The organism is Rhodopseudomonas sp. (genome assembly GCF_036404135.1).
Lineage (GTDB): Bacteria > Pseudomonadota > Alphaproteobacteria > Rhizobiales > Xanthobacteraceae > Rhodopseudomonas_A.
In genome coordinates this window covers 1-11,453 of sequence record NZ_DASWPE010000089.1, presented here as the reverse complement: position 1 = coordinate 11,453, position 11,453 = coordinate 1, and the positions used below count along the sequence as shown (strand labels likewise).

General features: G+C 66.2%; 10 protein-coding genes. 5 read left to right on the top strand and 5 right to left on the bottom strand.

The genetic code is table 11. The features are described from left to right. Positions 1-64: 64 nt before the first annotated feature. Positions 65-1,309 carry a branched-chain amino acid ABC transporter substrate-binding protein gene (locus VGC77_RS10020; RefSeq protein WP_331171420.1) on the bottom strand — a complete coding sequence of 415 codons (1,245 nt, stop codon included), beginning with the start codon at positions 1,307-1,309 and terminating at the stop codon, positions 65-67. Positions 1,310-1,854: 545 nt separating this feature from the next. On the opposite strand from VGC77_RS10020, the gene VGC77_RS10015 reads away from it, so the two are divergent. Beyond that, positions 1,855-2,802, top strand: coding sequence for a UDP-glucuronic acid decarboxylase family protein (locus VGC77_RS10015; RefSeq protein WP_331171419.1), 948 nt, complete (start codon positions 1,855-1,857; stop codon positions 2,800-2,802). A 10-nt stretch (positions 2,803-2,812) separates the two neighbouring features. On the opposite strand, the gene VGC77_RS10010 is transcribed toward VGC77_RS10015, so the two are convergent. Then, positions 2,813-3,655 carry a uroporphyrinogen-III synthase gene (locus VGC77_RS10010; protein ID WP_331171418.1) on the bottom strand — a complete coding sequence of 281 codons (843 nt, stop codon included), beginning with the start codon at positions 3,653-3,655 and terminating at the stop codon, positions 2,813-2,815. Positions 3,656-3,782: 127 nt separating this feature from the next. Between VGC77_RS10010 and purU the strand changes: the two genes are divergently transcribed. Further along, positions 3,783-4,646, top strand: a complete 864-nt coding sequence (gene purU / locus VGC77_RS10005) for a formyltetrahydrofolate deformylase (protein ID WP_331171417.1) — start codon at positions 3,783-3,785, stop codon at positions 4,644-4,646. Positions 4,647-5,021: 375 nt separating this feature from the next. Continuing rightward, complete coding sequence (locus tag VGC77_RS10000; RefSeq protein ID WP_331171416.1) at positions 5,022-6,953, top strand: nucleoside-diphosphate sugar epimerase/dehydratase; 1,932 nt, start codon at positions 5,022-5,024, stop codon at positions 6,951-6,953. On the opposite strand, the gene VGC77_RS09995 is transcribed toward VGC77_RS10000, so the two are convergent. Then, positions 6,954-7,973: a glycosyl transferase gene (locus VGC77_RS09995; protein WP_331171415.1), complete on the bottom strand. Its 1,020-nt coding sequence runs from the start codon at positions 7,971-7,973 to the stop codon at positions 6,954-6,956. It abuts the gene before it with no gap. 105 nt (positions 7,974-8,078) lie between these two features. Next, positions 8,079-8,372 carry a hypothetical protein gene (locus VGC77_RS09990; protein WP_331171468.1) on the bottom strand — a complete coding sequence of 98 codons (294 nt, stop codon included), beginning with the start codon at positions 8,370-8,372 and terminating at the stop codon, positions 8,079-8,081. 255 nt (positions 8,373-8,627) lie between these two features. On the opposite strand from VGC77_RS09990, the gene VGC77_RS09985 reads away from it, so the two are divergent. Together VGC77_RS09985 and VGC77_RS09980 are read left to right on the top strand one after the other, a co-directional pair. Beyond that, a complete protein-coding gene (locus VGC77_RS09985; protein ID WP_331171414.1) occupies positions 8,628-9,710 on the top strand; it encodes a 5-methyltetrahydropteroyltriglutamate--homocysteine S-methyltransferase in 1,083 nt (360 codons plus the stop codon). 2 nt (positions 9,711-9,712) lie between these two features. Next, a complete protein-coding gene (locus VGC77_RS09980) occupies positions 9,713-10,111 on the top strand; it encodes a hypothetical protein (protein WP_331171413.1) in 399 nt (132 codons plus the stop codon). A 7-nt stretch (positions 10,112-10,118) separates the two neighbouring features. Here the strand turns inward: VGC77_RS09980 and VGC77_RS09975 are convergent, their stop codons facing one another. Then, positions 10,119-11,432: a UDP-glucose/GDP-mannose dehydrogenase family protein gene (locus VGC77_RS09975; RefSeq protein ID WP_331171412.1), complete on the bottom strand. Its 1,314-nt coding sequence runs from the start codon at positions 11,430-11,432 to the stop codon at positions 10,119-10,121. Between the last annotated feature and the right edge of the window lie 21 nt (positions 11,433-11,453).

Here is an 11,453-nt window from a genome sequence, read left to right as displayed (position 1 = left end):
CTTACTTCGCCTCTCCCCGCACGCGGGGAGAGGCGAGGGCGCGCGGCGCGTCGCGGCGACGGCGCTACGGCCGCTCCATCTTGCAGGTGGTCGGCAGCACCGTCGCCGGGGTGTCGATCTTGGCGACCAACCGCCAGCCCCAGCCGGTCTTTTCTTCGTCGAACGGCTCCTTCTCGCTGCGCTCGCCGAAGGAGGAGATGTAGATCGGCTGGAAGAACTGGTGATCGTCCTTGCGCATGGTGCCGTCGCCGCCGTTGAACACGTCGATCTTCATGTCTTCCAGCGCCTGCGCGACCTTGACCGGCTCCAGCGACTTGGCCTGTTCGGCGGCCGCCGCGAACATCCGCATTTCGTTGACCGCGCGCGGATACCAGACGCCGAAGTCGTATTTGGCGCGGAACGCCTTCTCGAAATCCTGCGACGCCTTGTGGTCGATATTGGCGAAGCCTTCGGTGATCTGGAACACCTGGTGATTGAGCCCGGTCTGCTTGATCGCGGTGGGGCCGCCGCTGCCGCCGGCGTAATAGGTGTACCAGTTGACCTTCAGCCCGGCGTCGGCCGAGGCCTTCAGCAACAGCGCGATGTCCTGGCCCCAATTGCCGCTGACCACGGTGTCGGCGCCGGAGGCCTTGATCTTGGCGACATAGGGCGCGAAGTCGCTGATCTTCAGCAGCGGATGCAGTTCGTCGCCGACGATGGCGATGTCCGGGCGCTTGGCCGCCAGCATCGCCTTGGCCTGGCTGCGCACCGACTGGCCGAACGAATAGTCCTGGTTGATCAGGTAGACCTTCTTGATGTCGGGCATGCCCTTCATGTAGTTGGTCAGCGCTTCCATCTTGATGTCGGAATTGGCGTCCCAGCGGAAATGCCAGAAGCTGCACTTGGCGTTGGTCAGGATCGGATCGACCGCGGCGTAATTGAAATACAGCACTTCCTTGCCGGGGTTGCGCTCGTTGTATTTGGTGATGAAGTCGCTCAGCGCGCCGCCGACCGCCGAGCCGTTGCCCTGCGTCACATAGCGCACCCCGGCGTCGATCGCCTTCTGCGCCTGGATCAGGCTTTCCTGCGGGTTGGTCTTGTTGTCGAGCGGCACGATCTCGACCTTCTTGCCGAGCACGCCGCCCTTGGCGTTCAATTCCTCGGCGAGGTATTGGAAGGTCTTCAGCCCGCCTTCGCCGACGCTGGCGCCGCCGCCCGACAACGGGTCGATGTAGCCGATCTTGACGGTGTCTTTGCCGGCGTCCTCGGCCATCGCGGCCTGGCCGAGCATCGGCAAAGCCAGCGCGGCGGCCACTACGAATCTGCGCATGGGGTCTCCTCCTTGGTTTTTTGTTATGGCGTTTCTTGTTGTGGTGTTTTTGTTAGGGCAGAGGGTATTGCCGAACGCGCGTGGCTTTTCAAGCCGCCCGACCATCCCGCTTTGTTTTGATTGTGAGGCAATGAACGCGGCGCCGCAAGTGCGCCGATCGTTCGACGCACGGCGCGGATTCGGCCGTTCGCTCTGGGAACCAGGATGCGGCGCCGCGCCAGCACGCGCGTCGGCTGCGCCGGCCGGCGGATGCTGCGCGCGGTCGCGCGCGCGGCGCATTCCGCGCAGCGGGATAGGGCTTGCGATCGGCCGCGCAATTTGCGCAATGTCGCGCGCCGCCGCGCTAGCGGGCGGCGATCGAATCGGCTCGCCGGCGCGGCGGTCGATCGGATCGAATCGAAATCATCAGGGGCCGGCCGAGCGCCAAACCGCAGCTTGTCGCGACGCGGCCGATCCCGCATCAACAGGTCGCGGCGGCGGACGGCGCCGACCCACCCTGCGGCGTCTCGTCGGCGAGACGCCGGCACAGCATCTGGAAGTCAGAAATGAAGCTTGGCAAGCGAGTATTGGTCACCGGCGGCGCCGGCTTCTTGGGATCGCATCTGTGCGAGCGGTTGCTCGGGCTCGGCCATCAGGTGATCTGCGTCGACAATTTCTTCACCGGGCAGCGCCGCAACATCAAGCATCTTTTGGCCAACCCCGACTTCGAAGTGATCCGCCACGACGTCACTTTCCCGCTCTATATCGAGGTCGACCAGATCTACAATCTGGCGTGCCCGGCCTCGCCGATCCACTACCAGCATGATCCGGTGCAGACCACCAAGACCAGCGTGCACGGCGCCATCAACATGCTGGGGCTGGCGAAGCGGCTGAAATGCAAGATTTTCCAGGCCTCGACCTCGGAGGTCTATGGCGATCCGGAAATCCATCCGCAGGTCGAGAGCTATTGGGGAAGGGTCAATCCGATCGGGCTGCGGTCGTGCTACGACGAGGGCAAGCGCTGCGCCGAGACGCTGTTCTTCGATTACCACCGCCAGCACGCCACCGCGATCAAGGTGGCGCGGATCTTCAACACCTACGGCCCCAGGATGTATGTCAATGACGGCCGCGTGGTGTCGAATTTCGTGGTGCAGGCGCTGCGCGGCGAGGACATCACGCTGTATGGCGACGGCGCGCAGACCCGGTCGTTCTGCTACGTCGACGATCTGATCGAGGGCATCATCGCGCTGATGGAGACCGCCGACGACGTCACCGGCCCGGTCAATCTCGGCAATCCGGTGGAATTCACCATCCGCGAACTGGCCGAGCAGGTGGTGGAATTGACCGGCGCGCGCTCGCAGCTGGTGTTCGCTCCATTGCCGTCCGACGATCCGCGGCAGCGCAAGCCGGACATCTCGCTGGCGACGCGATTGCTGGACTGGCAGCCCAAGGTGCAGTTGCGCGAGGGACTCGGCAAGACCATCGAACATTTTCGGGCGGTGCTGGCCGAGTAACGACGCTTGCTCACGGCACCGCGGCGCGCGGCTTGCGGGCGCTGAGCGCGGTCGCCATCGCGCTGATCAACGGCTTCATGAAGAAGGCGTTGTTGGCCGGATAGATGTCGGTGCGCAGGCCGTAGGCGGCCAATTCCTCGGACACCACCGGGCCGACCGAGGCGATCGGCGTCGCCCCCAATGCGGCGCGCAGCCGCGGCTCGCAATGATGCGCCCGCGCTACGTCGATCAGCCGGCGGATCTGCCCCGAACTGGTCAGCGCCAGCGCGTCGATCTCGCCCGCCGCCATCGCATCGATCGCCGCCAGCACGTTGCTCTCGGCGGCGCGGGCGTCATAGACGTAAGGCAAAACCGCATCGACCGCGGCGCCGCCGGCGGCGATCGCTGCGATCAGCACGCTGTGGTCCTTGTCCGGATAAAGCTGCAGCCCGAGCCTTCGGCCGTGCAGGTCGATTCCGGACAGCGTCGCGGCGATGCCTTCCGAAGTCGGCACCTCGGTGACGACGCTGGCCTCCAGGCCGATCTCGCGCAGCGCCCGGCCGGGCTTCGGGCCGCGCGCGAAGGTTCGCGATTGTCCGATCGCCGCGATCAACGGCTCGCCGAGTTCGATCCGCCGCGCCGCCTTGAGCAGCCGGCGCAGCCCTTCGCCGGTGGTCAGCACCAGGTCGTCGAACGGCTGCGCGATGGCGCGGCGGATCCAGGCCTCGACCGGGGCGGGGTCCGGGGCGTCGTGAATGGCGAACATCGGGCATTGCAGCACGGTCGCGCCCTGTTCGGTCAGAAGCCTCGCGAACTGGGCTTCCTCGCGGGTTTCCAGGATCAGGATGCGATAGCCGTCCAGTCGTTCGACCATGTGATGTCCTGCGCTCGGGGTGTTGGCATCTTGCCGCTTTGGACGGGATTGGCGCAAGGCCGCCGCGGGTGGTAGAGCAGGGGCGCATTCCGCCGTTCCCGCTTCGTCCTCGCATCAAGCTGGCCTCATGCCTCATCATCAATTCGTGCTGACGGTGTCCTGTCCCGACCTGCCGGGCATCGTGTCCGCCGTCTCGACCTTCCTGTTCGACAACGGCCAGAACATCATCGACGCCCAGCAATTCGACGACAGCGAAACTGGGCTGTTCTTCATGCGGGTGGTGTTCAACGCGGCGCAGACCAGGGTGTCGCTGCAGGGCTTGCGCGAGGCGTTCCTGCCGGTCGCCGAGCGCTTCATGATGCGCTGGCATCTGCGCGACCGCTCCAATCGCCGCCGGGTGATGCTGCTGGTGTCGCAGTCGCACCATTGCCTGGTCGACATCCTGTATCGCTGGCGCACCGGCGAACTGGAAATGCAGCCGACCGCGATCATCTCCAACCACCCGCGCGAGACCTACAAGGACATCGAGTTCGGCGAGATTCCGTTCCACTATCTGCCGGTGAACAAGGAGACCCGGCGCCAGCAGGAAACCGCGATCTCCGGCGTGATCGCCCACACCAAGACCGATCTGGTGGTGCTGGCGCGCTATATGCAGATCCTGTCGAACGAGATGTCGGGCCGGCTGGAAGGCCGCTGCATCAACATCCACCATTCGTTCCTGCCCGGCTTCAAGGGCGCGCGGCCGTATCATCAGGCCCACGAGCGCGGCGTCAAGCTGATCGGCGCCACCGCGCATTACGTCACCAGCGACCTCGACGAAGGCCCGATCATCGACCAGGACGTCGAGCGCATCAGCCATCGCGACACCCCGGCGGATCTGGCGCGCAAGGGCCGCGACATCGAGCGCCGGGTGCTGTCGCGCGCGATTCGCTATCACCTCGAGGACCGCGTGATCCTGAACGGCAAGAAGACCGTGGTGTTCATGGATTGAGGCCTTAACAGCCTGCAACAGCAGCCGTCATCCGGTGGGTGAGCTGGCCGGATTGAAATAATTGAACACATATTCATTGTTCTTAAATTCGACTTGGTTTGGCCGTAACGGCGCAGCCGACGGCGGGCCAGGGCGACCGGCCGGTGCCGCCAGGGGCGATCGATGCCCCCGGGAGTGCCCGGGCGTCGGGCGTTTCATGTTACCGGCTCTACCTAGCGGCGGTATCGCGCGGCAAGCGGTTTTGGTAACAACAATTGCATCGGGCGCTGCCGGCCCAATCTGCTATGCAGCCGTGCCGCCGGCAGATCAGCGCCGCGGCCCGCCGCTTCAGCGAAAGTGAGTGATGAAACATCCCCCAAGATTGTCCGCCGCTCGATGACCAGGATCTCCGCGTTTACCTATCGGAACTGGCTGATCGCGATTCACGACGCCGGGGTGACGGCCTTTGCGGTGATCGCCAGCTTCTTCCTCCGGTTTCAAGGTGAGAATTTCACCGAGCGACTGCCGCTGCTGCTGACGATCCTGCCGTATTTCGTCGCCTTCAGCTTCTTCGTCTGTTACATTTTTCATCTCACCACCACCAAGTGGCGGTTCATTTCCGTCCCCGATCTGTTGAATATTCTGCGCGCAGCCACGGTGCTGACCGTGGCGCTGCTGGTGCTCGACTACATCTTTCTGGCGCCCAACGTGTTCGGCACGTTCTTTCTCGGCAAGACCACCATCATCATCTACTGGTTTCTGGAGGTGTTCTTCCTCAGTGGCTCGCGGCTGGCGTACCGGCATTTCCGCTATACCCGCACGCGTAACAAGGCGATGTCGAAAAACGCCGCGGCGACCTTGCTGATCGGACGGGCCGCCGATACCGAGGTGTTTCTGCGCGGCGTCGAAAGCGGGGCGGTGCAGCGGCTGTGGCCGGTCGGCATCCTGTCGCCGGCGCTGTCGGATCGAGGCCAATTGATTCGCGGCATTCCGGTGTTGGGCACGATCGACGATCTGGCCAATGTGGTCGACGATTTCGCCAGCCGCGACAAGCCGATCAAGCGCGTGGTGATGACGCCGTCGGCGTTCGAGAGCGAGGCGCAGCCGGAATCGGTGCTGATGCGGGCGCGCAAGCTCGGGCTCGCGGTCAGCCGGCTGCCGTCGCTGGAGGAAAGCCGCGATACTCCGCGGCTGGCGCCGGTGGCGGTCGAGGATCTCTTGCTGCGTCCCAGCGTCAAGATCGATTACGCAAGGCTCGAGGCCTTCGTGCGCGGCAAATCCGTGGTGGTCACCGGTGGCGGCGGCTCGATCGGCTTCGAGATCTGCGACCGCGTCACCACCTTCGGCGCGGCGCGGCTGTTGATCATCGAGAATTCCGAGCCGGCGCTGCACACGGCGATGGAAGCGATTCTCGGCAAGGAGTCCAAGGTCGCGGTCGAAGGCCGCATCGCCGACGTGCGCGACCGCGAGCGCATCCGGCAATTGCTGATGGCGTTCAAGCCGGACATCGTGTTTCACGCCGCGGCGCTGAAGCATGTGCCGATCCTGGAGCGCGATTGGGCGGAGGGCGTCAAGACCAACATCTTCGGCTCGGTCAATGTCGCCGACGCCGCCTTGGCCTCGGGCGCCGCGGCGATGGTGATGATTTCCACCGACAAGGCGATCCAGCCGGTGTCGATGCTGGGGCTGACCAAGCGGTTCGCCGAAATGTATTGCCAGGCGCTGGATCGCCAATTGATGAGCGGCGCCGATGGCGGCCGGCCGCCGATGCGGTTGATCTCGGTGCGGTTCGGCAATGTGCTGGCGTCGAACGGCTCGGTGGTGCCGAAATTCAAGGCGCAGATCGAGGCTGGCGGCCCGATCACCGTGACCCATCCCGACATGGTGCGCTACTTCATGACCATCCGCGAGGCCTGCGATCTGGTGATCACGGCTGCGACCCACGCGCTCGGCCCGGAGCGGTTCGACGCCTCGGTCTATGTGCTGAACATGGGGCAGCCGGTGAAGATCGTCGATCTCGCCGAACGCATGATCCGGCTGTCCGGGTTGCAGCCCGGCTACGACATCGAGGTGGTGTTTACCGGGGTGCGGCCGGGGGAGCGGCTGAACGAAATCCTGTTCGCCGACCAGGAGCCGATCAGCGAGACCGGCATCGCCGGCATCGTCGCCGCCAAGCCGAACCAGCCGCCGATGGAATTGCTGCGGCAATGGTTGGCCGAACTCGAGCAGGGCGTCGGCAACGAAACCTATTCCGAGATCGCCGGGGTGCTGAAAGCCGCGGTGCCGGAATTCCACACCGAGGCCGAGCTTCGCGCCGCGGCGCAGTGATCAGCGGCGCGGCCGGGAAAACCGCGTCAGCACCACGGCGACCGCGGCGACGCCGAGCCCCAGCAGCAACACCTCGATGAGCGCGGAGTGGCTCGCCGCCGCGCCGATCGCCAACGCGGCCAGCGCCAGATTCAGCACGAACACCTCGGACACCACCTGCATCACCGTGAAATGGTTGGTGGTGGCGCGCTGATAGAAATGCGAGCGGTGCGATTGCCAGACCGCCTCGCCGGCCAGCAGCCGCCGCAGCAGCGTCAGCGTGGCGTCGAGCAGATAATACAGCGGCAGCAGCAGCGCCGCCGCCCAGCATTGCGCGGCGAGTTCGATCAGGCACCAGGCCAGCAACAGCCCGATCGGCAGGCTGCCGACGTCGCCGAGAAACACCCGGGCCACCGGCTTGTTGTAGGGCGCAAATCCGAGGCAGGCGCCGCCGAGCGCGGCGGCCAGCACCGCGGCGGGCCACGGCAGCGTGCCGAACAGTCCCAGTGCCACCAGCGCGCCGGCGACCGGCAGCACTTCGGCGACCGTGATCCAGTCCAGTCCATCCATGAAGTTGACCAGATTGACGAACCACAGCGTGCCGAGCAGCAGCCCGGCGCGTTCCAGCCAGGCCGGCAGAAACGGCGCGATCCGCAACTCCTCGGGCAGCGCCCAGACCATGGCGGCCACCGCCGCCGCCTGCGCGATCAGCCGCGGCGTCACCGCCAGCGGTGCGATGTCGTCGATCGCGCCGATCGCGGCGAGGGTCAGGGCTGCGGCGAACACCGGCAGCAGCTCCGGCAGCGCCGCCGGCGCCTGCAGCCCGATCAGGTCGCCGGCCACCAATAGGGTGGCGACCACCACCGCGATGCCGGCGCCTTGCGGGGTCGGAATGGTATGCGAGGAGCGGGCGTTCGGCCGCGCCAGCGCGTAGCGCTGCAACAGCGGCAGGCACAGCCGGATCAGCGCCGCGGCCAGCAGCGCCGCCGCAACGATGCCGAGGCCGAGCAGCCAGGCGGGGTCAAGAGCGTCGTTCGGCATTGCGCGGGATCGAGGTTGCGGGACCGCGACGGTCCATCCGGGCTGGGTGGGCGCGGTATAGGGGATCGCGGTTCAGCCGTCCATCGGCGGGCCGGCCGAACGGCCTCAATCGGCCGAGCGGTCGATGCCGGAGGGGTCGGTCTTTTCCAGCTCCTTGCGCTCGTTGGCGGGCATCGCGCGGCGCCGCGCCATCTCCTTGGCCCAGGCGTCGTATTTGGCGCTGCCCGGCCGCGGCGGGGCGTCCGCCGGCAGCCCGCCGGCCCATTGCGGGACGTAATCCCCGCTGCCCGCGGCGAGCTTTTCGTTGATGGTGCCGCAGCCGCCGAGGCTGCAGGCCAGCAGCACGGCGCCGACCGCGCCGATGCGCCGCCAGCATCCCCCATCCAACCCATCAGAAATCCACAAGATCGTCCTGCCTCGCCAACGGATGGCTGCCCGCATCGTCAAAATCACCTGGGCCCTGCATGATAGATCCCGGCTTCCATGGCAATGATATGGCTGCCGCGGCGCCGGGCCGCTGCTGCCGGCCGGGCTCTGCCAAGCTGTCCATGTTTGGTTTGCATTGAATTAATGATGTCGTCCGATCCTCGTTTTGCAGCGCGGGTCGGCCGTGTAGCGGTGTGCGCGCCGATCGCATTCGACCGGGGAGCCATGATGCAACGGACCAAGCCGCCGTTTCGGGCGGAGCATGTGGGCAGCCTGCTGCGCCCACCGAAACTCCAGGAGGCGCGCGGCAAATTCGCGGCCGGGGCGCTCAGCGCCGACGATCTGCGCAAGATCGAGGACGTCGAGATCGAGAAGCTGGTGCACAAGCAGTCGGCCTATGGGCTGAAGCTCGCCACCGACGGCGAATTCCGCACAGCCGCGGGGCAGCTCGACTTTTTCACCGCGCTCGAGGGCTGCGAGCCCGATCAGGCCGGCGGGGCGCTGCGGGTGACCGGCCAATTGGATTTCCCCGACCACCATCCGGTGCTGGCGCAGTTCCGATTTCTGCAGCGCCACGCCGAGATCGCCCATGTGACGCCGAAGCTGACGATTCCGTCGCCGGCGCTGCTGCACTTCCGCGGCGGGCGCGACGCCATCTCGCTTGAGGCCTATCCCAGCATCGGGCTGTTCTTCGAGGATCTCGCCAAGACCTATCGCCGCGCCGTGAAGGCGTTGTACGAGCAAGGCTGCCGCTATCTGCAGGTCGACGACCCGGTGTGGGCGCGTCTCGGTTCGGAGGCCGAGCGGCAGATGCTGCGGCAGCGCCGCGACGACGCCGGCAATCTGCAGCGGGTCTATGCCCGCGTCATCAACTACGCGATCGCCGAGCGGCCGTCCGACATGGTGATCACCAGCTCTGCCGGCCGCGGCGAGTTTCGCGCCAATTGGCTGGTCTGCGGCGGCTACGAGCCGGTGGCCGAGACGCTGCTCGCCGGCACAAATTACGACGGCTATGTGCTGGAATTCGATTGCGACGGCGCCGGGGGCTTCGCGCCGCTGCGGTTTCTGCCGAAGGGCAACAAGATCGTGGTGCTCGGGCTGATCGGCGCGACGCCCGGCGCGCCGCAGAGCAAGGACGACATCAAGCGGCAGATCGCCGAGGCCGCGAAATTCGTGCCGCTGCAGCAATTGGCGCTGTCGCCGCAAAGCGGCTTCGCCGATGTCGGGGCGGGCGATATGGTCTCCGAGGACGAGCAATGGGCCCGGCTGCGGCTCGCGGTCGAGGTGGCGCAAGAGGTGTGGGGCAGGTAGCGATGCTGCGGGGCCTGGCGCTGATGATGGTGCTTGCCGTCGCGATCCCATCGGGCGCGCGGGCTCAGGTCGAAACCTTGACCGGCCCGTGGCAGCAGATCAGTTCCAATGCGGGCAATTGTCCGACCTGCCAGATCACCATCGATGGCATCGGCGCGTTGCGCGTGACCGCCAACAACGGCTGGACCGCGACGATTGTTGAGCGCGAGCGGAACGGCATGCCGACGGCGGGCGGTGGCGGCCAATGGCGCGCGCCGAACAACCCGCTCGACGGCAAGACCTTCATCGTCGAGTTCGAATTGCGCGGCGACCGCCTCCACATGACGATGACGCTCGACGGCGGCCGGGGCCGTCTGCGATTCATCGAGGCGGTGTTCGGTCGCCCTTGGCTGGGTTCGTAACCGTCCGCTAGGCCTTGCTGCCGCGCCCGACGCTCTCATAGACGAAGCCGTGCGCGGCCATCTGCTCGGCGCGATAGATGTTGCGCAGGTCGATCACCACCGGCTGCTTCATCGCGGCCTTCAGCCGGCCGAGGTCGAGCGCTCGGAATTGGACCCATTCGGTGACGATCACCAGCGCGTCGGCGCCCTCGGCGCAGGCATAGGCGTCGTTGCAATAGGTGATGTCGGGCAGTTCGGCGCGGGCCTGCTCCATGCCGACCGGATCGAACGCGCGCACCTTGGCGCCCATGTCCAATAGGCCGGTGACCAGCGGGATCGACGGCGCCTCGCGCATGTCGTCGGTGTCCGGCTTGAAGGTGAGGCCGAGCACCGCCACGGTCTTGCCGCGGATGTTGCCGCCGAGCGCGTGCGACACCTTGCGCGCCATCGCCCGCTTCCTGTTGTCGTTGACCGCGAGCACCGCCTCGACGATGCGCAGCGGCACGTCGTGGTCGAGCGCGATCTTGACCAGCGCGCGGGTGTCCTTGGGAAAGCACGAGCCGCCGAAGCCCGGACCGGCGTGCAAGAATTTCGGCCCGATGCGGTTGTCCATGCCGATGCCGCGCGCCACTTCCTGGACGTCGGCGCCGACCTTTTCGGCGAGATCGGCGATCTCGTTGATGAAGGTGATCTTGGTGGCGAGGAAGGCGTTGGCGGCGTATTTGATCAGCTCGGCGGTGCGCCGCGCGGTATACATCAACGGCGCGGCGTTGAGCGACAGCGGCCGGTAGATCTCGCCCAAGACCTTGCGGCCGCGCTCGTCGTCGGTGCCGACCACGATGCGGTCGGGGAACTTGAAGTCGCGGATCGCAGCGCCTTCGCGCAAGAATTCCGGATTCGAGGCGATCACCACGTCGGCGGTCGGATTGGCCTCGCGGATCAACAGCTCGACCTCGTCGCCGGTGCCGACCGGCACCGTCGACTTGGTCACCACCACGGTGAAGCCCTTTAGCGCTACCGCGATCTCGCGGGCCGCGGCGTGGACGTAGCTCAAATCGGCATGGCCGTCGCCGCGCCGCGACGGGGTGCCGACCGCAATGAACACCGCGTCGGCGTCGCCGACCGCGGCCGTCAGTTCGGTGGCGAAATCCAGCCGCCCGGCCTTGACGTTGGAGGCTACCAGAGCGTCGAGACCGGGTTCGAAAATCGGGATTTCGCCGCGCCGCAGCCCGTCGATCTTGGCTTCGTCCTTGTCGACGCAGGTAACCTGATGGCCGAAATCCGCAAAGCAGGCGCCGGACACCAGCCCCACATAGCCGGTGCCGATCATCGCAATTTTCATGGAATAACCTGTCGCTGGTGA